17 protein-coding genes and 3 rRNA genes are annotated in these 23,944 nt (G+C 52.4%); 11 read left to right on the top strand and 9 right to left on the bottom strand.

Translation table 11 applies throughout. The features are described 5' to 3' along the window. Window positions 1-62 precede the first annotated feature (62 nt). Window positions 63-905, bottom strand: coding sequence for a methylenetetrahydrofolate reductase [NAD(P)H] (metF, locus tag J4377_RS00290; RefSeq protein ID WP_038480077.1), 843 nt, complete (start codon window positions 903-905; stop codon window positions 63-65). 187 nt (window positions 906-1,092) lie between these two features. Between metF and J4377_RS00285 the strand changes: the two genes are divergently transcribed. Then, the gene (locus J4377_RS00285) at window positions 1,093-2,031 is read left to right on the top strand and encodes an AEC family transporter (protein ID WP_253486368.1); all 939 of its coding nucleotides are present in this window, start codon (window positions 1,093-1,095) and stop codon (window positions 2,029-2,031) included. A gap of 5 nt (window positions 2,032-2,036) precedes the next feature. On the opposite strand, the gene ligB is transcribed toward J4377_RS00285, so the two are convergent. Then, complete coding sequence (ligB, locus tag J4377_RS00280; protein WP_253486367.1) at window positions 2,037-3,722, bottom strand: NAD-dependent DNA ligase LigB; 1,686 nt, start codon at window positions 3,720-3,722, stop codon at window positions 2,037-2,039. 138 nt (window positions 3,723-3,860) lie between these two features. After that, on the bottom strand, window positions 3,861-5,081 hold the full coding sequence (gene metK, locus J4377_RS00275; RefSeq protein ID WP_038480068.1) for a methionine adenosyltransferase: 1,221 nt from the start codon (window positions 5,079-5,081) through the stop codon (window positions 3,861-3,863). A gap of 247 nt (window positions 5,082-5,328) precedes the next feature. Between metK and tkt the strand changes: the two genes are divergently transcribed. The 7 genes from tkt to J4377_RS00240 all read left to right on the top strand — a co-directional run bounded on the left by tkt (window position 5,329) and on the right by J4377_RS00240 (window position 12,330). Next, complete coding sequence (gene tkt / locus J4377_RS00270) at window positions 5,329-7,320, top strand: transketolase (protein WP_038480065.1); 1,992 nt, start codon at window positions 5,329-5,331, stop codon at window positions 7,318-7,320. 33 nt (window positions 7,321-7,353) lie between these two features. After that, window positions 7,354-7,707: a CidA/LrgA family protein gene (locus J4377_RS00265; RefSeq protein WP_253486366.1), complete on the top strand. Its 354-nt coding sequence runs from the start codon at window positions 7,354-7,356 to the stop codon at window positions 7,705-7,707. Next, window positions 7,697-8,416 (top strand): LrgB family protein, encoded by a 720-nt coding sequence (locus J4377_RS00260; protein WP_038480059.1) that lies wholly within the window; start codon window positions 7,697-7,699, stop codon window positions 8,414-8,416. The genes J4377_RS00265 and J4377_RS00260 overlap by 11 nt, the downstream gene beginning before the upstream one ends. A 60-nt stretch (window positions 8,417-8,476) precedes the next feature. Then, window positions 8,477-9,520 carry a type I glyceraldehyde-3-phosphate dehydrogenase gene (locus tag J4377_RS00255; RefSeq protein ID WP_253486365.1) on the top strand — a complete coding sequence of 348 codons (1,044 nt, stop codon included), beginning with the start codon at window positions 8,477-8,479 and terminating at the stop codon, window positions 9,518-9,520. A gap of 47 nt (window positions 9,521-9,567) precedes the next feature. Then, a complete protein-coding gene (locus J4377_RS00250; RefSeq protein ID WP_198350211.1) occupies window positions 9,568-10,737 on the top strand; it encodes a phosphoglycerate kinase in 1,170 nt (389 codons plus the stop codon). A gap of 64 nt (window positions 10,738-10,801) precedes the next feature. Continuing rightward, window positions 10,802-11,866 (top strand): class II fructose-bisphosphate aldolase, encoded by a 1,065-nt coding sequence (gene fba, locus J4377_RS00245; RefSeq protein ID WP_038480053.1) that lies wholly within the window; start codon window positions 10,802-10,804, stop codon window positions 11,864-11,866. Between the two features lie 122 nt (window positions 11,867-11,988). Continuing rightward, a complete protein-coding gene (locus tag J4377_RS00240; RefSeq protein WP_253486364.1) occupies window positions 11,989-12,330 on the top strand; it encodes a hypothetical protein in 342 nt (113 codons plus the stop codon). Between the two features lie 5 nt (window positions 12,331-12,335). On the opposite strand, the gene J4377_RS00235 is transcribed toward J4377_RS00240, so the two are convergent. Beyond that, window positions 12,336-12,659, bottom strand: coding sequence for a hypothetical protein (locus J4377_RS00235; RefSeq protein WP_253486363.1), 324 nt, complete (start codon window positions 12,657-12,659; stop codon window positions 12,336-12,338). A 249-nt stretch (window positions 12,660-12,908) separates the two neighbouring features. Here J4377_RS00235 and J4377_RS00230 point away from each other — a divergent pair, with 249 nt between their 5' ends. Genes J4377_RS00230 through J4377_RS00220 form a run of 3 tightly spaced genes read left to right on the top strand, consistent with a single transcriptional unit; the run spans window position 12,909 to window position 14,951 of the window. Beyond that, a complete protein-coding gene (locus J4377_RS00230; RefSeq protein WP_038480045.1) occupies window positions 12,909-13,607 on the top strand; it encodes an HAD family phosphatase in 699 nt (232 codons plus the stop codon). A gap of 2 nt (window positions 13,608-13,609) precedes the next feature. After that, a complete protein-coding gene (locus J4377_RS00225; RefSeq protein ID WP_253486362.1) occupies window positions 13,610-13,984 on the top strand; it encodes a translation initiation factor Sui1 in 375 nt (124 codons plus the stop codon). Window positions 13,985-14,042: 58 nt separating this feature from the next. Beyond that, window positions 14,043-14,951, top strand: coding sequence for a nuclease-related domain-containing protein (locus tag J4377_RS00220; protein WP_120385977.1), 909 nt, complete (start codon window positions 14,043-14,045; stop codon window positions 14,949-14,951). Between the two features lie 4 nt (window positions 14,952-14,955). Here the strand turns inward: J4377_RS00220 and J4377_RS00215 are convergent, their stop codons facing one another. From J4377_RS00215 to J4377_RS00195, 5 genes are all read right to left on the bottom strand, one after another. Next, window positions 14,956-16,299 carry a deoxyguanosinetriphosphate triphosphohydrolase gene (locus J4377_RS00215; RefSeq protein ID WP_038480037.1) on the bottom strand — a complete coding sequence of 448 codons (1,344 nt, stop codon included), beginning with the start codon at window positions 16,297-16,299 and terminating at the stop codon, window positions 14,956-14,958. A gap of 128 nt (window positions 16,300-16,427) precedes the next feature. Continuing rightward, window positions 16,428-17,963 carry a class I SAM-dependent methyltransferase gene (locus J4377_RS00210; RefSeq protein WP_253486361.1) on the bottom strand — a complete coding sequence of 512 codons (1,536 nt, stop codon included), beginning with the start codon at window positions 17,961-17,963 and terminating at the stop codon, window positions 16,428-16,430. Window positions 17,964-18,754: 791 nt separating this feature from the next. After that, window positions 18,755-18,870: ribosomal RNA gene (gene rrf / locus J4377_RS00205) — 5S ribosomal RNA — on the bottom strand. A gap of 118 nt (window positions 18,871-18,988) precedes the next feature. Then, window positions 18,989-21,881: ribosomal RNA gene (locus J4377_RS00200) — 23S ribosomal RNA — on the bottom strand. A gap of 319 nt (window positions 21,882-22,200) precedes the next feature. Next, window positions 22,201-23,735 (bottom strand): 16S ribosomal RNA (locus J4377_RS00195). The 16S, 23S and 5S rRNA genes sit together here, the layout of an rRNA operon. Window positions 23,736-23,944 lie beyond the last annotated feature (209 nt).

The following is a 23,944-nucleotide window of genomic DNA, read 5'->3' as shown; positions in this document are numbered from 1 at the left end:
CGCTCGAATGCTATCGAGCGGGCGTTCTTATTGATCACTAAGCTAGGTTCTTTAAGAGCGCACTAGCCTCTCAGGTTATCAACAATTTTCAGTACGGGTGCTGCCTGATTAAGCGTGTAGAAGTGTAGACCAGGTGCACCGCCATCGAGTAAGCGCTCACACAAACGGCTAACAACATCGGTGCCAAAAGCGGCAATAGCGTCACTATCATCACCATAAGCTTCCAACTGCTTGCGAATCCAGCGGGGAATTTCTGCGCCACAGGCGTCTGAAAAACGCGCCAATTTGGTGTAGTTAGTAATCGGCATAATGCCAGGAATAATCGGCTGCTCGACACCTAATGCCCGAGCTTTTTCAACAAAATGGAAGTAGGCATCCGCGGTAAAAAAGTACTGGGTGATGGCCATGTTGGCGCCAGCCTTCATTTTACGGGCAAAGTTTTCCACATCCTTATCGAGATTGGGTGCCTGTGGATGAGATTCAGGATAGGCGGCCACCGCAATATCAAAATGGTCACCGGTTTCCGCTCGGATAAACTCGACCAGTTCATTGGCGTAGCGCAACTCACCAATGCTTCCCATGCCCGATGGCATGTCGCCACGTAGCGCCACTAAGCTGTCGACACCCTCTTCACGATACTGCGCTAGCAGGTCGCGCAATTGCGCTTTTTCACTGCCAATGCAGGAAAGGTGTGGCGCGGTCGTAATGCCGCTCTGGCTAACGGTGCGCACAATATCGCGTGTGCGCGCTTGAGTGGAACCACCGGCACCATAAGTGACCGAGAAAAAGCGCGGATGTCGAGCGGCCAGTTCATCGCGCACGTGCATTAACTTCTCTCTTCCCGCATCGGTATTGGGCGGAAAGAATTCAAAGCTAATACCTAACGGGTGCTCTTGACTACTCATGGGACTTCCTCGCAAAGCGTTAACATCGTGATAATTTAGGTTATTCTCCTCTTTCCGCCGCACTGGAGCTAATGAAAGATTCCACAGTCGGCCTTTAATTCGGCTCATGTTAGCTATTTACACAACTACTGAGTTACATAGAGCTATTTAACCAACAGCGTCATCATCTAACGACTAGGATGCAGAAATGGATTTAGCGCCAAGTGCCCTAATGGGGCCACTGTTGATGTTATTGGGGTTTGTAGGCTTGGGATGGATTGCCGCACAGCGCTTAAAAATCGACCCGCGCCCCATTGCCACATTACTGGTTTATCTGATCGCACCACTGACCATTTTCCGTGCACTGATGAACGGCGGCCCTACGGCGGAGTATCTGCTATTAACACTGGCGCTATTCATCTTGGTAAGTACCATGGCGCTGGCCGTACGCTGGTTTACCCAGCACCGCTTTGGAGCACAGGAAGGGGCGCTGTTAGCGTTCTCTTCTGGCACTGGCAATACCGGTTACTTTGGCCTGCCCATGGCGCTAATTTTACTGCCGCCAGAAGGTGTCACGCTTTATCTCTTCTGCATGTTAGGGATTAATCTATACGAGTTTACGGTGGGCTTTTACTTAAGTGCCCGCGGCCACTTTTCCATGCGCCAAAGTCTGATCAAAATTGCTCGACTGCCGCTGGTCTACGCGTTTTTGTCTGCGCTGCTGCTGAATGCACTTAACGTGACACTTCCCAGCGCACTGATGAACTCGCTTGACGTTTTCCCCGCCACCTACACCCTGCTAGGTATGATGATTATTGGCATGACCCTTAGCCAGGTGACGCTTGATGCTTGGGACTCCCGCTTTGTTGCCACCTGCGTGGGCTTACGTTACCTACTTTGGCCGCTGGTGATGCTAGTCGCCGTTTTATTACTTCAAGCCTTGGGCCCGCTTGCACCAGAACTCGGTATGGCGTTGTTACTGTTAGGCGTCGTACCCATGGCCTCTAATGTGGTGGTAGTCGCGATGGAGCTAGGGATTCAACCGCAAAAAGGAGCATTAGCGGTGCTTACCACCACGCTATTAGCGCCATTACTAATTCCTCTCTATCTCCACCTCATGCTGCAACTTACCGGGCTAGGCCTCTGATTGGGTTAAAAGCCTTCAACCCCCGCCAGCTTTAGCTGAGCGGCCATCCGCTGCACGTCTGGATGGCTGAAAAATGCCACCAGCGCGTCAGCACGCACGGGTCCAACGCCGGGTTCGGCTTGCCAATCTGAGTGTGTGTAACCTGCTAACGTATCCCAATCCCCTAGCTGGGCGCTGCCACTTGGTGGTATCCCTAACGCCGCTAACCACTGAACATAGGAGGCCGCCTGTGCGGCCTGGAACTGAGCGACAAGCGCTGCTGAACGAACGCTTCCCACGCCATGTGCCCGCTGAAGCTGTGCCGGCGTTGCTGCCAGCCAGCCTAGCAGTTCGGTCACAACACCTGCCTCCATAAGCGCTTTCCAGGTGCCCTCTCCCACGCCCTGCATGTTTAACTGATCGCTTAAGAAGCTAAGCCGCGCCAGCAACTGCGCGTCGCAGTCCGTGGTAAGCGTAAAGCAACTTAACAGGTGATAGCGCTCTGGCGAGGGCACGCCAAGGGCCGCTCGCTCCTGGGTTTGCCAAACGACTTCTGTTGCCTGGGGAATAGTGAGACCCGCCAATGTTATCGCGATATGATCACCCGGGCGCACGTCCCATGCTTCCCAGCGCTCCAGGGATCCCAGCGACACACGACTAATACGCCGTCCTTCTAGCGTGACTGGGTAAAGCCACAACAGCGGCGTCACGCGCCCTGTTCGACCAACGCGAAACTCGACACCACGCACCTGAGCTAACGCCTGCTGAGCGGGGTACTTCCACGCAACGGCCCATTCCGGCGGCGATGATGACCAGCGTTGCCCCCCAGGGCGCTCGGACTGTTTCAGTACCACTCCATCGGTGGCGAACGGCAATGGGCCGTTAAACCACGTATCGCGCCAGTTGGCGGCGTCATGCTGGGCATTGATAGGGTGGGTGTAATCGGCGGTATCAAAGCCTAACGCGGTCAGTTGGCCAAGCCTTTCATTCATCTCTCTCGGCCCTTCTGGCCAATCCCAGATAAACAGCCCGATACGCTCACGGGTTTGCCGCGAAGGTGATGCCTGAGCCATGGCCCCGGCAACAGCACCTCGCGCGCCAGAGGCGGGACTCTGCGACTGAATATGATCATTTAATATCCAGTAGAGTTCGCCCTGGAATACGGCTGAGAGCGGCGTTGGTAGCCTATTTGGCACGGCGGGGAGTTGCTGTACACGAACCGTCCAGTTCTGCCCGCGTTCACCGTCACCGCGGCTAACCGCTTCGACCAACACGCCCTCTTCGTAGCGTAGCGTTATCGCAACACCATCGACCTTAGGCTGGATCCAAAGATCATCTCGGCGGCTCATAAAGCGTCGCACACCGTCATCATCGGCCTTATTCAAGCCCGTTTGCGCCACGGGATGATCTAGCGTGCCAGCGCTACGGGTGACTCTGGTTAGCGGCCGTTGCCGAGCCACTTCCCCCAGGCAGGCTTGCCAGTTTGCTAGCCGAGCGACCGCTTGATCGTAAAGCTCATCATCAATCAGTGACTCGCCCTGATCGTGATAGGCACTGTCCCATCGAGCAATATGCTCTGCCAGTGTTTGGCTCTCTTGCGCCAGCCGTTCACGGGGCCAATCAGGGCACACGTTGGCCTGTGCGGATAAGGTGACACTCATCAACCAAGCAACCAGTAACCACTTCCAGCCTGCTGCACGCCACTTTCTCATGCTTCACCTCTCCCTCTTACCTCCCTTATCCATAAAGTAATCTTAGCGTAAGGCTTATCATCCCGTTCAACGCACAACAAAAACGCCCCTTGGCGTAGGCCATAGGGGCGTTCTCTCTTACGACAGGCGTTGCTTGGTTTACAAACCGGCAGCCTGGCGCAGAGTGTCGGCTTTATCGGTTTTTTCCCACGGGAAGGCGGTAAAGGTTTCTGTATGCACTTGGCCTTTGTCGTCTACCCAGCTGTAGCTATGCTCAAACGGCTCACGTCCAAAGTGACCATAAGCAGACGTGAGGCGGTACATCGGGTGTAGCAGGTCGAGCATTTTGGTAATCGCGTAAGGGCGCAGATCAAAGTGCTCACGCACTAGCTCGACAATTTTAACATCGTCGATTTTACCGGTGCCGAAGGTATCGATGGAAACCGACGTCGGCTCGGCAACGCCGATAGCGTAGGAAACCTGGATTTCGCACTTATCAGCCAAGCCTGCGGCAACGACGTTTTTAGCCACGTAACGGCCAGCATAAGCGGCGCTGCGGTCAACTTTAGACGGGTCTTTGCCAGAGAAGGCTCCACCACCATGCCGCGCCATACCGCCGTACGTATCGACGATAATTTTACGCCCTGTTAAGCCACAATCGCCCACCGGGCCACCAATAACAAACTGGCCGGTCGGATTAATGTGGTACTGGGTATGCTCATCCAGCCACTCAGCGGGAATCACCTGTTCGACGATTTCGCGCTTAACCATTTTGCGCAGGTCGTCTTGGCCGATTTCCGGGTCGTGCTGAGTAGACAATACGATAGCATCGACACCACAGGGCTTGCCTTCCGCGTTATAACGGAACGTTACCTGACTTTTGGCATCCGGGCGTAGCCACGGCAGCAGGCCGTTTTTACGCAGCTCCGCCTGACGCTCAACCAAACGGTGCGAGTAGTGAATTGGCGCCGGCATAAACGAGTCGGTTTCGTTAGTCGCGTAGCCAAACATCAACCCCTGATCGCCAGCACCCTGATCTTCAGGTTTCGTGCGGTCGACGCCTTGAGCGATATCAACGCTTTGTTTGCCGATCAGGTTGATCACCCCACAGGTTGCGCCATCAAAGCCCACGCGAGATGAGGTGTAGCCAATATCGGTAATCACATCACGTACCAGCGCTTCCAGATCAACCCACGCAGACGTGGTGATCTCACCAGCAATAATGGCAACGCCTGTCTTCACCATGGTTTCACAGGCAACGCGGGCCTGTTTATCTCGGGCGATAATGGCATCTAGTACCGCGTCGGAAATCTGGTCGGCAATCTTATCAGGATGCCCTTCGGAGACAGACTCGGAGGTAAACAGGGAATATTCGCTCATCGCGCTCTCGACCCTCTGTATGACGGCTGCAGAGTGACCGCAGCATCAGCAGGAAATCATGGCAGGAAGTTCAGTTCCCTGCCCATATATAGAAGCGGCACGACAATTTTCGCTACCACTTCGGGAGGCAGAGTCTACACGCTGTTGGGGGTTCTTCCCAGAACGTGGCTCCAGAATTTGCCGCCGCCGGGGAAGTCAGCGACAATAGCGCCTTTATTATTTCCGTTTTCAGGCGAGGAGCACCCCCATGCCGTCCCGTTTTGAGCTGGCCAATGCCATTCGCGCCCTTTCCATGGATGCTGTTCAGAAGGCCAAATCTGGCCACCCTGGCGCGCCTATGGGCATGGCTGATATCGCCGAGGTGCTGTGGAATGACTACCTCAAGCACAACCCCGAAGATCCCAAGTGGGCTGATCGCGACCGGTTCGTGTTGTCTAATGGCCACGGCTCAATGCTGCTTTATTCGCTGCTGCACCTCAGCGGCTATGAATTAAGCCTGGAACAGCTGCAGAACTTCCGCCAGCTGCATTCGCCCACGGCTGGCCACCCGGAATTTGGCTACGCCCCAGGCATCGAGACCACCACCGGCCCGCTGGGCCAAGGGTTCGCCAACGCCGTTGGTTTTGCGATTGCTGAAAAAACGCTGGCCGCGCAGTTTAATCGCCCTGGCCACAACATTGTTGATCACCATACTTGGTGCTTCCTAGGTGACGGCTGCTTAATGGAAGGCATCTCCCATGAAGCCGCATCGCTGGCAGGTACTCAGCAGCTTGGCAAGCTGATTGCCCTGTATGACGACAACGGCATCTCTATTGATGGCGAGGTTGAAGGCTGGTTTACCGACGACACCGCTAAGCGCTTTGAAGCGTACGGCTGGCACGTGGTGCCGAACGTCGACGGTCATAAGCCGGAAGAGATCAAAGCGGCTATTGAATTAGCCAAGAGCCACGACGATAAGCCTAGCCTGATTATCTGCAAAACAATCATTGGCTTTGGCGCACCTAACAAACAGGGTAAAGAAGAGGCACACGGCGCACCCTTAGGTGACGACGAAGTGGCTCTCGCCCGTAAGCAACTCGGCTGGGAACACGCACCGTTCCATATCCCCGAGCCCGTTTATTCTGCTTGGGATGCCCGTAACGCTGGCAAAACCCGCCAGCAGGAGTGGGATGCCCGCTTCGCCCGTTATGCCGAAGCATTCCCAGCCGAAGCCAAAGAGTTTGAGCGCCGCATGAAGGCGCAGCTACCGGCAGAGCTTTCAACCGCCGCGCTCATTGAGCAGGCTCAAGAGAAAGGTGAAAGCATTGCCTCTCGCAAGGCCTCTTTTGAAGCGTTGAATGTTATCGGCCCGCAAATGCCTGAGCTGCTCGGTGGTAGCGCTGATCTTGCGCCATCTAACTTGACCTTCTGGAAGGGCGCCAAAGCCATCACTCCGGAAGACGCTAGCGGCAATTACCTGCACTACGGGGTACGTGAGTTCGGCATGGGCGCGGTGATGAATGGTATCGCCCTCCACGGTGGTTTCGTTCCGTATGGCGCGACCTTCCTGATTTTCATGGAATACATGCGTAACGCCGTGCGGATGGCCGCGCTGATGGGCCAACAGGCCATTTATGTATTTACCCATGACTCTATTGGTCTGGGCGAAGATGGTCCCACCCACCAGCCGATTGAGCAGCTGACCAGCCTGCGCACAACGCCTAACCTGAACACATGGCGCCCCTGTGACGCGGTTGAAACAGCGGCTTCCTGGGATGCAGCGGTGAAACGCCACTCCGGCCCCACCGCGTTGGTACTCTCGCGCCAGAATCTGCCTCATCAGCAGCGCACCAAGGCGCAACTAGCGGCCATTCAGCGTGGTGGTTACATTTTGAAAGACAGCGACGGTACGCCCGAGCTGATTTTGATTGCTACCGGCTCTGAAGTATCGCTTGCCATGGACGCCGCAGCAGAACTAGAGCAGCAAGGTAAAGCGGTGCGCGTGGTCTCCATGCCGTCAACCTACCGTTTTAATGGCCAGGACGCGGAATACCGTGAAAGTGTACTGCCCAAAGCAGTCACCAAACGGATTGCGATCGAAGCGGGCCATGCCGACTACTGGTACAAGTATGTTGGCCTGGATGGTCTTGTTATCGGTATGACCACCTACGGTGAATCTGCACCTGCGGGCGAACTGTTCAAACATTTCGGCTTTACGGTTGAAAATATTGTTAAACAGGCCAATGAGCTACTGGGCTAACGCCATGCAGGCTGATCTAGCGCGGGTTCTGCCATGCCCGCGCTAAATGGTCTGCTATGGCTAATTAACTATTGGTTAATTGGGGAAGTGGTCATCCACTTCTCCGGTTTGCCTTTTTCTTCAGGGGTTGTGGGCATGCTGTTGCTATGTGCCACCCTTGGTGTCTTAGGGCGCGTGCCTTCAAGTTTAGCGGCCGCAGCACAACCGTTAATCGCGCTTCTGGCCATGTTGATTATGCCAGGCGTCGTTGGCGTGTTCTTTATTCTGGATGAACTCGCGGGTCAGTGGTTCGCCATAATCATTGCGCTATTGCTAGGGACGTTATTAAGCGTGATTACCACGTTATGGTTATTACAACGGCTAATTGGGCGATCAGATGCCCACTGATATGCTGTCCACTCTAACAGCCACACCGCTGTTTGCTGTAGGACTTACGCTTGCAGCCTATTTGCTCGGTAACTTGCTCTTTAAGCGCTTGCGTAACCCTTCTTGGCTACCCGCTATTTTAATCGCTGCGTTGCTATTAGCAGCGGCACTCGTCGCGATAGGGCTGCCTTATTCGATTTACCAACAAGGGGCCTCATGGCTCACCATTTTGTTAGGGCCGGCGACCGTTGCCTTAGGCATGCCACTCTATCAACAGCTGCCGCGCATTCGTGAACTTTGGCAACCGCTGACACTTTGTTTACCGATCGCCGCCGCACTAGCGGCCTGCTACGCAATCGGCATTGCTTGGCTAATGGGGGCTAGCCCCACTATTTTGGCGTCACTCGCCGCCAAATCAGTCACCGCGCCAATCGCCATCGGTATTACTGAACAGCTCGGCGGCAACGTAGCGTTACTAATGGGGGCGCTGCTAGTGACAGGAGTAGTTACTATTCCCTTCGTGAGTGTCGTTGCCCGGCTGCTAAAAATTAACGATGAACGCATTATTGGTTTCGCACTGGGTCTCAATGGCCATGCCATTGGCACTGTGCGAGCATTTGAACTGAGTCCAACGGCTGGCGCGTTTGCCTCGTTAGGCATGAGTTTAACCGGTATTTTTACCGCCCTGTTGCTGCCACTCGCTTGGCGGCTGATCGGCACGGTCAGCTGAAAACAAACTCAGTTGAAATACGCTATCATTGAGCAATTTTTTTGAGAGCCGCTTCGCGACATGGCTAATGCAAACTCGACATATCGAATTGCCATTAATGGTTACGGACGCATTGGCCAATGCGTGTTAAGAGCGTTGGTTGAGCGCAACCACCCAGAAATTGAAGTGGTTGCCATCAATGAGCTATCTGATCTTGCGACGATTACCTACCTTACTCGCTATGATACGACCCATGGTCGTTTCCCTGGCGAAGTAGACAATGACGGTGAATGCCTGCTTATCAATGGCCAGCGCATACACGTTCTTTGCGAGCGTGATCCGCAGGCTCTGCCCTGGGCAGCACTAGACATTGATTTAGTGCTGGAATGCTCTGGTAGTTTCAAGGATCGTGCGACAGCGGAGCAGCATTTAGCCGCTGGCGCCAAGAGACTGCTGTTTTCTCAACCCGCCGAAAGCGATGTGGATAAGACGATTGTGTGGGGCATTAACGAACATGAACTCACACTCTCCCACCGCGTTCTCTCAGCAGCCTCATGCACCACCAACTGCCTTGTCCCGTTACTCACCGTACTGGACGAAGCACTAGGGCTTGAACACGGCGTTACCACCACCATCCACTCGGCCATGAACGACCAGCCCGTCATTGATGCTTATCATCAAACGGATCTGCGCCTGACACGCTCGGCTATGCAGTCAATTGTCCCCGTGGACACTGGGTTAGCCGTCGGGATCAGCCGCTTGATGCCAAGTCTGTCCGGTCGTTTTGAATGCCTGCACGTACGCGTACCAACCATTAATGTCTCTGCCATGGATGCCGCATTGACTGTGCGTCGTGATACGAGCGCCGAACACGTTAACGACTTACTACGATCCGCCAGTCAGCAGCGCTTAGCTGGCGTATTAGGCTATACCGAAGCCCCCATGGCATCGATAGATTTTAATCATGATCCACGCTCTGGCATCCTAGACGCCACGCAAACACGGGTCGCAGGGACACGCTTAATTAAGCTGCTGTGTTGGTTTGATAATGAATGGGGCTTTGCCAATCGTATGCTGGATATCACCCAACGGCTGGCATCGCTTTCCAAAAGCAACGCTCGCTAGGCTGCATCATGTCTTTTCATCTGCTTGAACACGAGGAAACCGCTCACATGAACGTGCAAAAAATGACCGATCTGCCCCTGGAAGGGCAGCGCGTGCTGATTCGTGAAGACCTTAACGTACCGATCAAACATGGCCGTGTTTCCAGTGACGCCCGTCTTCGCGCAGCGCTGCCGACTATTCAGGCAGCAGCTCAAGCAGGTGCGAAAGTGATGCTAATGAGTCACTTAGGCCGCCCGACTGAAGGAGAGCCTGCTGAAGAATTTTCACTCGCTCCCGTCGCAGAGCGCTTAGGCGAGTTGCTTAGCCGCCCCGTAACGCTAATTAGCGATTATCTCGATACAGCGCCAACATTGGCTAACGGCGATGTTGTGCTGCTAGAAAACGTGCGCTTTAACAACGGTGAGAAGAAAGACGACGAACAGCTTTCCAAACAATACGCAGCGTTATGCGACGTTTTTGTAATGGATGCCTTCGGTACGGCTCATCGCGCGCAGGCTTCTACTCACGGCGTGGCTCGCTTTGCTCCACAGGCGTGTGCAGGACCGCTGCTTGCGCAAGAGCTTGATGCGCTTGAAAAAGCATTGGCAAACCCGGCGCGGCCTATGACAGCGATTGTAGGCGGCTCTAAAGTATCCACCAAGTTAGACGTGCTAACCGCCCTTTCAGACAAATGCGACCAACTGATTGTTGGCGGTGGTATCGCCAACACGTTTATCGCTGCAGCAGGCTATAATGTTGGCAAATCGCTCTTTGAGGCAGATTTAATTGGCCAAGCAAAAGCACTCATGGAGAAAGTAGCCATACCATTACCGACGGATGTCGTCGTTGCCACTGAGTTTTCTGATTCCGCAGAAGCTGTCGTCAAGCCAGTTGATCAGGTCGCTGATAACGAAATGATTCTGGATATCGGTCCCGACACCGCTAGCCACTTAGCCAGCTTACTGAAAAATGCAGGCACTATTTTGTGGAACGGCCCTGTTGGTGTATTTGAAATTGATCAGTTTGGTAAAGGAACCGAAGTGCTTTCTCAGGCGATTGCCGACAGCAGTGCTTTCTCAATTGCTGGGGGCGGTGATACGTTAGCAGCGATTGATAAATATGCCATTGCTGACCGCGTTTCCTATATCTCTACTGGCGGTGGCGCATTTCTTGAGTACGTTGAAGGCAAGCAGTTGCCTGCCGTCGCCGCACTCGAGGCTGCCGCTCAGCGCGGTTAAATCTTTAAACAAATGGCACGCTCACTGCCTTTGTACATACATACAACCCAACTAAGGTGATCCCATGGCTTTGATCAGCATGCGCCAAATGCTCGACCACGCAGCCGAATATGGCTACGGCATTCCAGCATTCAACGTTAATAACCTTGAGCAGATGCGCGCCATCATGGAAGCTGCTGACGCCACTGACTCTCCGGTTATCGTGCAAGCTTCTGCTGGCGCGCGGAAATATGCCGGTGCCCCCTTCCTGCGCCACCTGATCTTGGCAGCAGTTGAAGAATTCCCGCACATTCCAGTCGTGATGCATCAGGACCACGGTACTAGCCCTGCTGTTTGCCAGCGTTCTATTCAACTCGGCTTCTCCTCGGTAATGATGGACGGCTCTTTAGGTGAAGACGGCAAAACACCGATGGACTATGACTACAACGTCGATGTCACTCGTCGTGCAGTAGAAATGGCGCATGCTTGCGGTGTCTCCGTTGAAGGCGAGCTAGGCTGCCTAGGCAGCTTAGAGACGGGTATGGCTGGCGAGGAAGACGGCATTGGTGCCGAGGGCAAGCTGGACATGGAACAGATGCTCACCGACCCTGAAGAAGCCGCTGAGTTTGTCAAAGCAACCCACGTAGATGCGCTGGCTATCGCCATTGGTACCAGCCACGGGGCTTATAAATTTACCAAGCCACCCACTGGCGACACCCTGTCGATCCAACGCATTAAAGAGATCCATGCGCGCATTCCCGACACGCATTTGGTAATGCATGGCTCATCATCCGTGCCACAAGAGTGGCTGGAAGTGATTAACCAGTATGGCGGTCAAATTCCGGAAACGTATGGTGTACCGGTCGAAGAGATCATCGAAGGCATTAAACACGGTGTTCGTAAAGTAAACATCGACACCGATTTACGTCTTGCCTCTACGGGTGCAGTCCGCCGCTTTATGGCCCAGAATCCTTCCGAGTTCGACCCGCGTAAATTCCTTAAAGAAACCGTGACCGCCATGCGCGACCTGTGTATTGCACGCTATGAAGCTTTCGGCACTGCTGGTAATGCGAGCAAAATTAAACCCGTCAACTTAGAAGTAATGTTCCAGCGCTACGAGCGCGGCGAGCTAGCTCCTAAAGTGAAGTAACGTTCTCTTCACATGCTCCCTTAAGGCGGCCGATTGGTCGCCTTATTTTATTGCAATGCAGCATATATAGGCTAATACTAGAGGAGTCGTAACTAATTATCCTCTCAGCAGGTAGCTCCCCTATGAAGCACTCTTCTACAACATCGACGACGCCGTTGGCCATGTTTGATATGTGGAAAGCGGGGTTTATGGCGTTTGAACTGTGGAGCTCATCACTGTCCACCATCGCTATGCGTCAACAGATGTGGCAAACACAGCCATTTTTCAGTCCTTCCATGATGCGCGAAAACCAGCGTATGGTGACCGAAAAAATGGAGGCCAGCATTGAGGCTGGCCTTGTTATACAAAAAACGTTATTGAGCGCTATGAACGGTCACTACGCTCCTTGGTGGGTCACCAGCCAAAAGACCATGAAACCCTACCATCGCCGTAGTAGCGCTAATTCGCGACGCCTAACACGCTAAAAGCACTACTCATTATCGTTGTTGCTCTGTTCACCCTCACCGCTTTCGATTGCATCCTCGGCACTACCAGTACCTCCCGTGCCTCCCTCTGTATCTTCTTCACTATCAGCATGATTACTTTCATCGCCGCTGGTTTCCTCAGCGTCGTTGGAAGTAGACTCATCTCGCTGAAGTGCTCCTGCCTTGATACCATATTTCTCCTCTAATGCCGCATCGTCTAATGTGTCATGCCGCGTATTATCTGAATCTGACGTTTCGGCTTGCGCTTGCTCTGCCATCAGTAGGGATGTACAGAAAACAATTGAAAACACCCAAGGTGTAAATCGCATCGAAGCTCTCCTTTTTTGTGGTTATCAAAGCTTAGTCTAAACATGGCCACGCATCAGTGCTGTTGCTCTAAAAGGCCCTTCCTGCCCCCAGCAATGAGGCTATCACTTAGTCTTTTCCTTGGGCAGCTTGATATAAAACTATAAAAAATTATCAAACAGTGTTCACAAAGAGCTAAAAATCTCGTTCAATAGCAGCATGGTCGGCTTAAACTAATACGGGCAGCGCAAAAGACGCTGCAAGGAATGACAATGCCGCTTCCACTTTTGCTGTTTGACTGTGATGGCACCCTCGTCGATAGCGAGCCACTTCTGGCTGAAGAAATGGCTATCGGTCTAAATTCGGTAGGCTTACCCTTTAAATCCACCGATTATCTCGGCGAGTTTCGAGGTGCCCGTTTTCGACGGATTGTGGCAGAGTTACAGCAGCGTTACGGGAATGTCGATGAAGATCAATTAGCTAGCATGGAGCACACCATGCGAACCAGCTTAGCTAATCGTTTAACAAGCGAGCTAAAGGCAATTCCTGGCGTCCATGAATCCCTTGAGGTACTGAATAATTACCCGAGTGCGGTTGTATCTAATGGCCCAGAAAGCAAAATTCATACTGCTTTACAAGCAACCGGCCTAGCCACCTACTTTGGTAAGCGTTTGTTCAGCGGTTATACCGCTAACTGTTGGAAACCAGAGCCCTGTCTTCACCTTCATGCAGCTAGTATCATGGGTTTTTCAGCAAGTGATTGTATCGCCATCGATGATGCACTCGTTGGCATAAGGGCAGCTCTACAAGCTGGCATGACCGTCATCCACTTGAATCGTTACCCGGACGCTGAAACTACGCCTGAAGGCGCTATTATGATCAGCAACATGTATCAGCTACCTGCAGTCGTTGAGCGCCTTACTCATGAAAAGTGGCAGATGCCAATGCCTCAACATTCAATAGAGAAATAAGTATGGTTTCATTACGTGATCAGCTTGGTGGCCTTGTGTATTCAACAGAGCAAGGCAAAACTTGCCCAAGCTGCCGCGAGCCTATCGACCACTGCCGCTGCGCAGATACCAGCGAGCAAGCGCGCATTGCTGATTTAGACGGAATTGTGCGAATCCGACGCGAAACCAGTGGTCGCAAGGGAAAAGGGGTCACCACCATTAGCGGTATACCGCTTTCCAATGCGGAGTTGAAAACGCTTGCTAAGACATTGAAGAAACGCTGTGGCACCGGTGGTGCTGTAAAGGATGGCATTATCGAAATTCAAGGCGATCATCGGGAAACGCTACAGCAAGCATTAACATCATTAGGCTACCAAGTTAAATTAGCAGGTGGCTGACACACCTCTGTGATAGCGCTCTGTCTTGAGGCAAAGCACTAAAGGGCAAGGCACTGCAATGAATTGGTTAGAATACCTGCTACCACTCATTTTCCTGTTTCCCATGGCGGCCATGGGCGGCATTGTCTTGGCGCTGCGTAGCCTTCACGATGCACGCGTTCAGTCTCCCTTTAATGCTCCCTTGCGTGAACCCGGTCAAGCTCTGCGGCATCGCCTTGACCAAGCTTTTTCTAGCTTGTTTTTAAACGGTGCGCTCGGTCCCATTATTAGTCTTGCCCCGCTTGTGTATGGCATGGGCCGTATGCTGTTTGTGGAAAAGCAAGACTGGGTGGAGTGGGCATTATATGGCTTACTTAGCACCCTGTTAGTGCTGGCTTTTTCACTGTTACTTGTTCGCGATTATCAGCGTATTCACCGTCTTAAACTCGGTTTAGCTTGCGAATTAGCCGTAGGCCAAGAGCTGGAACGCATGGTGAGGCCAGAAGCCCACCCCTATTATGTGTTTCACGACGTACCCACCGATAGCTTTACTATTGACCATGTCGTTGTCACACCACATGGCGTCTTCGTGGTAGAAACACGTGCACGAGCATTAGCGATTGGTAGCGATGGTAAAGAGCTTAATAGCGTAGCTGTTGAGCGTGAGCGGCTACGTTTTCCTCACTGGCAAGAACGCCGCCCTCTGCATAAAACACGTCAGGGCGTTAGTTGGCTGACTCAATGGCTTGAGCGCCGTTGCGGTGTTCCTGTGCCGGTAAAAGGTGTATTGGTTTTGCCGGGTTGGGACGTTGATACTAGCGAAGCTGCCCCCGATATATTAGTCGTTAGCGGTGAGCAGCTATCACGTCAACTAACCGAGCTCACCCCCGGCCAGATGAGCGATGCCATTCACGATAAAGTGATTCATATACTCATTGAGCGTGCACGCCTTATGGAGCTCAAACACCTGCGTCAACCCTCCGTATAGAAGGTTAATTACCTCGCAAGCGCCCTCCCATTTCTTGTGCAAGATCGACAGCATAGTGATCGGTCATTCCACCAATAAAATCCAGCATGCGCCGATAGCTATCGTAGAGCGTCCAGGACGGCAATGGCGTATTTTCACCAATCAACGCCAGCACCCGCTGGTGCTTGAATGAGCTATGCCCAGTGTGATGTAGTTCATTAGCAGCACCAATAAATGCTTCTAATAAAATCCCCAGCGTTGTATAGGCACCAATTTCAAGTTTGGCTTTGCGCTCATTTTGAAAAATACGCTCACGAGCTAACTGCTTTGCCGCTTGAACGCCCCACCCCAGATCAGGATGACACAGCTCTAATAAATCCTGGCCTAACGTTCCGCTGAGCAACGCTTGCTCATGCTGCACAAAAACCGCCCCCACATCATTCACCGCGCGTTCCATAGCGGCACCGCGCAGTAAGGCAATTCGACGCCGCTGAGATACTTTCCGCCTCTCCATCTCAGCGTATTCTGGAGGGAATTCACCCGCGATCTGGCGCAGTATCTCGACTACTTCCTCATAGCGAAGAATCCCCATCTCTAAACCATCTTCTAAATCAAGCAGGGCATAGCAGATATCATCAGCCGCTTCGACAAGCCAGGCAAGCGGATGACGACACCAACGCTGATCTCCTTTGGGAAGAAGACCGACAGCATCAGCCACTTCTTTTAACAGCGCCTGTTCAGACTGGTAACAACCGAATTTACCAGCACGCCCGCTGTAGCGTACCGTCCAGGGGTATTTAAGCAGAGTACCTAACGTAGCGGCAGATAACCGCATACCACCATTAAACTGGTTGTACTCAATTTGGGTAATAACACGGAAGCCCTGGGCGTTGCCTTCGTAGGTCAGTAAGTCATCACGCTCTGCATCAGACAAGCCATCTAGCAAGCCACTATCTTGAGCACGCCGAAACCAATCACGAATTGCATATTCACCGGCATGACCAAAAGGGGGGTTGCCAATATCATGCCCTAAGCACGCTGTCTGGACGATCACCCCTAAGTCAGCGGGTGTGATCCAACTAGGCAGGCGATCTTTTAGTAACTCGCCCACAATCATACCTAGCGAGCGACCAACGCAGCCGACTTCCAGTGAATGGGTCAAGCGTGTATGGATATGATCATTTTCAGTCAGTGGATGCACTTGCGTTTTCCGACCCAAACGCCGGAAGGAGCCCGAAAAAACGATACGATCATGATCTTTATGAAAAGGACTTCGCCCGATTTCATGGGTTGCTTCACGCACACCACCAGGGCGTTTATCGTGAAGGCGTTGAGGGGATAATAACTGGTCCCATTGCATCTGTGTCATAGCGTTCCTCCGTGAGAGCAACATTTTGACATAAATCCAAGCAAGATAACCGCCTTCAACCTCAAGACATGCGTGCAGCAGCAACCGTCGCTACACACATGTTATATGGCAGTGACACGCCCCACTGATCAGATAATTTTTAACGCTCGGTAGAGGGGCAACCGCTCGTCTAGAAAATCACCAGCCTGACGCTCAAGCTCAGCCAAATTCTCATTCTCATCCGAAATTGGCTTGCCCTCTTTAAGCAGGCATTTGTTTTGAGACGCCAAAATACGCCATGCAAAAGTAGCTAACGTTTTAGCGTCATCACCGCCCTCTAACGTGGCAAGCAGGAAAAACTGATGGAAGAGCGAGACGGCAAAGCCACCACCTGTCACCGGGCTTGCGAGATAACTCAACTCAGTCGTGCTTCTTGACTGGCTCATTAAAAAACGATTTAGTCGACCAGTCTTGGGCGTTACTTTAGAAATATCATCGTCGGACTGGGCAGGCAAAATAATACCCTTTGATGCCAGTATGGCAATTGCACTGTTCAATGCAGGACGCCCCACTCCATGCTCTTTTGCAACCTGCCAAAGTTCGGATACAAATACCGGTTGATAGGATGAAAGCGCATCTAGCAGCGGCGTATAAATATTGCTAGGCAAGTCAAAGCTACCCAGTCGCCCTGCGATTTTTAGCTGCACATCTTTACGTGGCACTCCCATAATCACGCGAAGACCATCTAGCATTTCATCTTTATCAAGCCCACTTAAACGACGCGCCCCTTTTACCCAGTAATCGGTACGAAACTGACGGTTCTCACAAAAATCACGCACCGACTGGCGAAATAGCGGGTTAGGAATGTTATTAATTAATGCCTGTTGCTCATTGGTTAACTGAATACTTTCAATGGCATCTGCATATCGCGCACTGCAAGCCCAATCCATCTTTGCAGGCTCTAGCCAGCGTGCCATTTTAGCAAATGCCATCGGCTCCCAATCGCGGTTAAAGTATTCATGGGCTACGTAATTTTTATTATCTTGTTTAATTTTCGCTAAGCGATTCTTAATCTGGGGGTTAGCATTACAGTATTCTGGATTCACAGCCACCAGCTTCTCAGCAAACGCAATGGCATCATCGATACGTGAAATGGTGCCTACTCCTTGCGCGCTCATGGTATCAGCATACTCTGCTAGCAAGTCACGCATTGGTACCATCGCTGCCCAACCAGGCTGAGTGTTATAGCTGATATATAACACACCTCCCACTTTCAATTTTCTCCGGATAAAATCAACGATCACAGCGCGGTTTTCATCCGAAATCCAACTCCATATGCCGTGAAGGCCGATATAGTCGAACTCAGGCAAGTCGTCACGCTGGCAAAATTCATCAAACGCATCGTCATATAGCTTTGCGTTAGCACCACTTATAGATGATAACTCCTGAGCGAATGCCGCTTGATGGGGGTTAAAATCAGTTCCGTACCAATTTATTTGTGAGGCAGCCGCATGAATGTTAGTGCTAATGCCCTGGCCAAATCCCAGTTCACAGGCATTGGTAACGTTTGGCGGCCGAATACCGGCGTTGATAAATCCTAGCGCAATTCGCAAAGGATTGAGTTCAGCGTAATATCCATAAGTATAACTAATATCCGCTACGTATCCAGACGTCCAATCCGACATAACACCTGCTCCTAAGCGATGGCGTATTATTCAGTTTTTAAGCGAAGTCACCTACCACCAGAGCTTGAGTAACAGATAGAAAATACGAATATCGCTCTTCTACCCATAACCTATACTCTGGAGACAAACGCTGTTGTTAGAGTCTTGATAGTGAAGTATTTGCTCCATTGGGTCTACTGAAGAGGTAGCGGGAAGTTTGAAGGATTGTTACGCAATCACTAGCTATATAATTGAATAAGTTCGCAAACGTTTTTTGCTGCCTGCTAAGTAGCTTTCTTTCACACACACAAAATCCAGCCAATGGGCTGGATTCTTTGTTTAATAAGTACCTGACGATGACGCCACTCAGCCCTCCGTACCGCCTCGTCATTCCCGCAGGCCCTTGGCGGGAATCCATGTTGGCTGAAGTTTCGGGCTGCTGCAGTCCAAGGTCAAGGTGGATTCCCGATAACCCCACTCGGGAATGACGGTGCGGTGGCTCGGGAATGACGTGCGGCGCACGCTTCGGGAGGTAGCCGCTTTGTGATAGGGGCTAGGGAGTGCTTTTTTCTTCCACGCAAACAAAAAACCCAGCCGATGGGCTGGGTTTCTTGTTAAATAAGTGCCTGACGATGATCCGGGCGGCGTTCCGCTACTCTCCAGGGGAGACCCCTAAAAAGCAAAACCCCGACCAAATGGCCGGGGTTTCTCAATAAGTGCCTGACGATGATCCGGGCGGCGCTCCGCTACTCTCCAGGGGAGACCCCTAAAAAGCAAAACCCCGACCAAATGGCCGGGGTTTCTCAATAAGTGCCTGACGATGACCTACTCTCGCATGGGGAGACCCCACACTACCATCGGCGCTAAGCGGTTTCACTTCTGAGTTCGGCATGGGATCAGGTGGTTCACGCGTGCTATGGTCGTCAGGCGTAACTTTTAATGCATATCATGCTGGCGTGTTTTGTGGCGTCTCTCGTTTCCTGTCGCTGACAGGAAGCGCGTATCCGGTTTTCATTATCATTACGACCAGACCCCTTGGGTGTTATAGGGTCAAGCCTCACGGGCCATTAGTACACGTTAGCTCAACACCTTGCAGCGCTTCCACACCGTGCCTATCAACCAGCTGGTCTCGCTGGGCCCTTCAGGAGGCTCTAGGCCTCAGGGATGTCTCATCTTGAAGGGGGCTTCCCGCTTAGATGCTTTCAGCGGTTATCCCGTCCGCACATAGCTACCCGGCAATGCCACTGGCGTGACAACCGGAACACCAGAGGTGCGTCCACTCCGGTCCTCTCGTACTAGGAGCAGCCCTTCTCAAACATCCAACGCCCACGGCAGATAGGGACCGAACTGTCTCACGACGTTCTAAACCCAGCTCGCGTACCACTTTAAATGGCGAACAGCCATACCCTTGGGACCGACTTCAGCCCCAGGATGTGATGAGCCGACATCGAGGTGCCAAACACCGCCGTCGATGTGAACTCTTGGGCGGTATCAGCCTGTTATCCCCGGAGTACCTTTTATCCGTTGAGCGATGGCCCTTCCATACAGAACCACCGGATCACTAGAACCTGCTTTCGCACCTGCTCGACGTGTCTGTCTCGCAGTCAAGCACCCTTATGCTCTTGCACTCACTGCACGATGTCCGACCGTGCTGAGGGTACCTTCGTGCTCCTCCGTTACTCTTTGGGAGGAGACCGCCCCAGTCAAACTACCCACCACACACTGTCCTCGATCCGGATAACGGACCTGAGTGAGAACGCCAATGATGCCAGGCTGGTATTTCAAGGTTGGCTCCCCTCGAACTGGCGTCCGAGATTCAAAGCCTCCCAGCTATCCTACACAGGCAACATCAGCGTCCAGTGTGAAGCTATAGTAAAGGTTCACGGGGTCTTTCCGTCTAGCCGCGGGTACACCGCATCTTCACGGCGATTTCAATTTCACTGAGTCTCGGGTGGAGACAGCGTGGCCATCATTACGCCATTCGTGCAGGTCGGAACTTACCCGACAAGGAATTTCGCTACCTTAGGACCGTTATAGTTACGGCCGCCGTTTACCGGGGCTTCAATCAAGAGCTTCGGACGAATCCTAACACCATCATTTAACCTTCCGGCACCGGGCAGGCGTCACACCCTATACGTCCGCTTGCGCGTTAGCAGAGTGCTGTGTTTTTACTAAACAGTTGCAGCCACCTGGTATCTTCGACCGGTTCGGGCTTAGAGAGCAAGTCTCGTCACCCTACGCCGGCGTGCCTTCTCCCGAAGTTACGGCACCATTTTGCCTAGTTCCTTCACCCGAGTTCTCTCAAGCGCCTTGGGATTCTCACCCTGACCACCTGTGTCGGTTTGGGGTACGGTCGCACATGATCTGAAGCTTAGAGGCTTTTCCTGGGAGCGTGGCATCAATGACTTCCTGACCGTAGTCAGTTCGTTTCGTGTCTCGGCCTTAAGGCATCCCGGATTTACCTAAGATACCAGCCTACTCACTTTCACCAGGACAACCAACGCCTGGCTCACCTAGCCTTCTCCGTCCCCCCATCGCAATCATGTCCGGTACAGGAATATTGACCTGTTTCCCATCGACTACGCCTTTCGGCCTCGCCTTAGGGGCCGACTCACTCTGCTCCGATTAGCGTCGAACAGAAACCCTTGGTCTTCCGGCGAGGGAGTTTTTCACTCCCTTTATCGTTACTCATGTCAGCATTCGCACTCGTGATACCTCCAGCGAACTTCTCAATTCACCTTCATCGGCTTACACGACGCTCCTCTACCGCTCACACATAGTGTGAACCCGTAGCTTCGGTACCTGGTTTAGCCCCGTTACATCTTCCGCGCAGGCCGACTCGACTAGTGAGCTATTACGCTTTCTTTAAAGGATGGCTGCTTCTAAGCCAACCTCCTAGCTGTCTGAGCCTTCCCACATCGTTTCCCACTTAACCAGGATTTCGGGACCTTAGCTGACGGTCTGGGTTGTTTCCCTTTTCACGACGGACGTTAGCACCCGCCGTGTGTCTCCCACGCTTGCACTCACCGGTATTCGGAGTTTGCCTCGGGTTGGTAAGTCGGGATGACCCCCTAGCCGAAACAGTGCTCTACCCCCGGCGGTGATACGTGAGGCGCTACCTAAATAGCTTTCGAGGAGAACCAGCTATCTCCGAGCTTGATTAGCCTTTCACTCCGATCCACAAGTCATCCAAATCTTTTTCAACAGATCCTGGTTCGGGCCTCCAGTTGATGTTACTCAACCTTCACCCTGCTCATGGATAGATCGCTCGGTTTCGGGTCTATATCCAGCGACTGTGTCGCCCAGTTAAGACTCGGTTTCCCTACGGCTCCCCTAAACGGTTAACCTCGCCACTGAATATAAGTCGCTGACCCATTATACAAAAGGTACGCAGTCACAGAACAAGTCTGCTCCTACTGCTTGTACGCACACGGTTTCAGGATCTATTTCACTCCCCTCTCCGGGGTTCTTTTCGCCTTTCCCTCACGGTACTGGTTCACTATCGGTCAGCCAGGAGTATTTAGCCTTGGAGGATGGTCCCCCCGTCTTCAGTCAAGGTTTCTCGTGCCCCGACCTACTCGATTTCACATGATCAGATTTTCGACTACGGGGCTATCACCCACTATGGCCGCGCTTCCCAGCGCATTCGCCTAATCAGTCACATGCTTAAGGGCTGGTCCCCGTTCGCTCGCCGCTACTAGGGGAATCTCGGTTGATTTCTTTTCCTCAGGGTACTTAGATGTTTCAGTTCCCCTGGTTCGCCTCTTACGCCTATATATTCAGCGCAAGATACTCATCTTATGATGAGTGGGTTTCCCCATTCAGAAATGCCCGGGTCACAGGTTGTTTGCCACCTCGCCGAGCCTTATCGCAGGCTTCCACGTCTTTCATCGCCTCTGGCTGCCTAGGCATCCACCGTGTGCGCTTCATTGCTTGACCCTATAACCCGAAGGAGTCTGGTATCTCGCAATGATAACGATTGCCGGATACGCTTGAGACGTATCACAAAACAATTACGTATAAACGTTTTAAAACGTTTATGTCAGCATGATATACATTGTTAAAGAGCGACTGCTATGCGCAGTGATAAGCGAGTGCTTTTTTCACGTTAAAAGAAAAAGAAAGGTCTTTAAAGAAGATCTTCAAAAAGGTCTTTTCTCTTTCTTCAACATAAAGAAAACGCTTATCACTGCGTATCAACAGCATTCTGATCAGGTAATTCATTGTGAGCGCTTACCGCGAGGGATGATGCATCGTTTAAGGAGGTGATCCAGCCGCAGGTTCCCCTACGGCTACCTTGTTACGACTTCACCCCAGTCATGAACCACACCGTGGTGATCGCTTTCCCGAAGGTTAAGCTAACCACTTCTGGTGCAGTCCACTCCCATGGTGTGACGGGCGGTGTGTACAAGGCCCGGGAACGTATTCACCGTGACATTCTGATTCACGATTACTAGCGATTCCGACTTCACGGAGTCGAGTTGCAGACTCCGATCCGGACTGAGACCGGCTTTTCGGGATTAGCTGACTCTCGCGAGCTCGCAACCCTTTGTACCGGCCATTGTAGCACGTGTGTAGCCCTACTCGTAAGGGCCATGATGACTTGACGTCGTCCCCACCTTCCTCCGGTTTGTCACCGGCAGTCTCCTTAGAGTTCCCGGCATTACCCGCTGGCAAATAAGGACAAGGGTTGCGCTCGTTACGGGACTTAACCCAACATTTCACAACACGAGCTGACGACAGCCATGCAGCACCTGTCTCTGCGTTCCCGAAGGCACCAAGTGATCTCTCACAAGTTCGCAGGATGTCAAGAGTAGGTAAGGTTCTTCGCGTTGCATCGAATTAAACCACATGCTCCACCGCTTGTGCGGGCCCCCGTCAATTCATTTGAGTTTTAACCTTGCGGCCGTACTCCCCAGGCGGTCGACTTATCGCGTTAACTTCGCCACAAAGTGCGCTAGGCACCCAACGGCTGGTCGACATCGTTTACGGCGTGGACTACCAGGGTATCTAATCCTGTTTGCTACCCACGCTTTCGCACCTCAGTGTCAGTGTCAGTCCAGAAGGCCGCCTTCGCCACTGGTATTCCTCCCGATCTCTACGCATTTCACCGCTACACCGGGAATTCTACCTTCCTCTCCTGCACTCTAGCTTGACAGTTCCGGATGCCGTTCCCAGGTTGAGCCCGGGGCTTTCACAACCGGCTTATCAAGCCACCTACGCGCGCTTTACGCCCAGTAATTCCGATTAACGCTTGCACCCTCCGTATTACCGCGGCTGCTGGCACGGAGTTAGCCGGTGCTTCTTCTGCGAGTGATGTCTTTCCTAATGGGTATTAACCACTAGGCGTTCTTCCTCGCTGAAAGTGCTTTACAACCCGAGGGCCTTCTTCACACACGCGGCATGGCTGGATCAGGCTTTCGCCCATTGTCCAATATTCCCCACTGCTGCCTCCCGTAGGAGTTCGGGCCGTGTCTCAGTCCCGATGTGGCTGATCATCCTCTCAGACCAGCTACGGATCGTTGCCTTGGTGAGCCATTACCTCACCAACTAGCTAATCCGACATAGGCTCATCCAATAGCGGGAGCCGGAGCCCCCTTTCTCCCGTAGGACGTATGCGGTATTAGCCTGGGTTTCCCCAGGTTATCCCCCACTATCGGGCAGATTCCTATGCATTACTCACCCGTCCGCCGCTCGTCAGCGGGTAGCAAGCTACCCCTGTTACCGCTCGACTTGCATGTGTTAGGCCTGCCGCCAGCGTTCAATCTGAGCCATGATCAAACTCTTCAGTTTAAAATCATTGTGATGCTTACTCGTCACTCGAAAACGTGATGTTTACGAACAACAAAAGCGCATCAAACTTGGCTCAAGGTTCAAACGAATTCATTCAACTATTGTTTAAAAACTTACGTTTAAAAACTGTCGTTCTCATGACCGCTTGCCTTGATATTTGGTGATTTATCACCCTCATCGGCAAGCGCCCACATGAATTACCTGATCAA

The organism is Halomonas sp. XH26 (assembly GCF_024138895.1).
GTDB classification, from domain to species: domain Bacteria; phylum Pseudomonadota; class Gammaproteobacteria; order Pseudomonadales; family Halomonadaceae; genus Vreelandella; species Vreelandella alkaliphila.
The sequence above is the reverse complement of the archived record's forward strand: the minus strand, read 5'-3'. Positions and strand labels throughout refer to the sequence as shown.

Excerpts from the sequence above, each read along its gene's own strand:
- metF (WP_038480077.1), bottom strand. The coding sequence starts at position 905 with ATGAGTAGTCAAGAGCACCCGTTAGGTATTAGCTTTGAATTCTTTCCG.
- J4377_RS00285 (WP_253486368.1), top strand. The coding sequence starts at position 1,093 with ATGGATTTAGCGCCAAGTGCCCTAATGGGGCCACTGTTGATGTTATTG.
- ligB (WP_253486367.1), bottom strand. The coding sequence starts at position 3,722 with ATGAGAAAGTGGCGTGCAGCAGGCTGGAAGTGGTTACTGGTTGCTTGG.
- metK (WP_038480068.1), bottom strand. The coding sequence starts at position 5,081 with ATGAGCGAATATTCCCTGTTTACCTCCGAGTCTGTCTCCGAAGGGCAT.
- tkt (WP_038480065.1), top strand. The coding sequence starts at position 5,329 with ATGCCGTCCCGTTTTGAGCTGGCCAATGCCATTCGCGCCCTTTCCATG.
- J4377_RS00265 (WP_253486366.1), top strand. The coding sequence starts at position 7,354 with ATGCCCGCGCTAAATGGTCTGCTATGGCTAATTAACTATTGGTTAATT.
- J4377_RS00260 (WP_038480059.1), top strand. The coding sequence starts at position 7,697 with ATGCCCACTGATATGCTGTCCACTCTAACAGCCACACCGCTGTTTGCT.
- J4377_RS00255 (WP_253486365.1), top strand. The coding sequence starts at position 8,477 with ATGGCTAATGCAAACTCGACATATCGAATTGCCATTAATGGTTACGGA.
- J4377_RS00250 (WP_198350211.1), top strand. The coding sequence starts at position 9,568 with ATGAACGTGCAAAAAATGACCGATCTGCCCCTGGAAGGGCAGCGCGTG.
- fba (WP_038480053.1), top strand. The coding sequence starts at position 10,802 with ATGGCTTTGATCAGCATGCGCCAAATGCTCGACCACGCAGCCGAATAT.
- J4377_RS00240 (WP_253486364.1), top strand. The coding sequence starts at position 11,989 with ATGAAGCACTCTTCTACAACATCGACGACGCCGTTGGCCATGTTTGAT.
- J4377_RS00235 (WP_253486363.1), bottom strand. The coding sequence starts at position 12,659 with ATGCGATTTACACCTTGGGTGTTTTCAATTGTTTTCTGTACATCCCTA.
- J4377_RS00230 (WP_038480045.1), top strand. The coding sequence starts at position 12,909 with ATGCCGCTTCCACTTTTGCTGTTTGACTGTGATGGCACCCTCGTCGAT.
- J4377_RS00225 (WP_253486362.1), top strand. The coding sequence starts at position 13,610 with ATGGTTTCATTACGTGATCAGCTTGGTGGCCTTGTGTATTCAACAGAG.
- J4377_RS00220 (WP_120385977.1), top strand. The coding sequence starts at position 14,043 with ATGAATTGGTTAGAATACCTGCTACCACTCATTTTCCTGTTTCCCATG.
- J4377_RS00215 (WP_038480037.1), bottom strand. The coding sequence starts at position 16,299 with ATGACACAGATGCAATGGGACCAGTTATTATCCCCTCAACGCCTTCAC.
- J4377_RS00210 (WP_253486361.1), bottom strand. The coding sequence starts at position 17,963 with ATGTCGGATTGGACGTCTGGATACGTAGCGGATATTAGTTATACTTAT.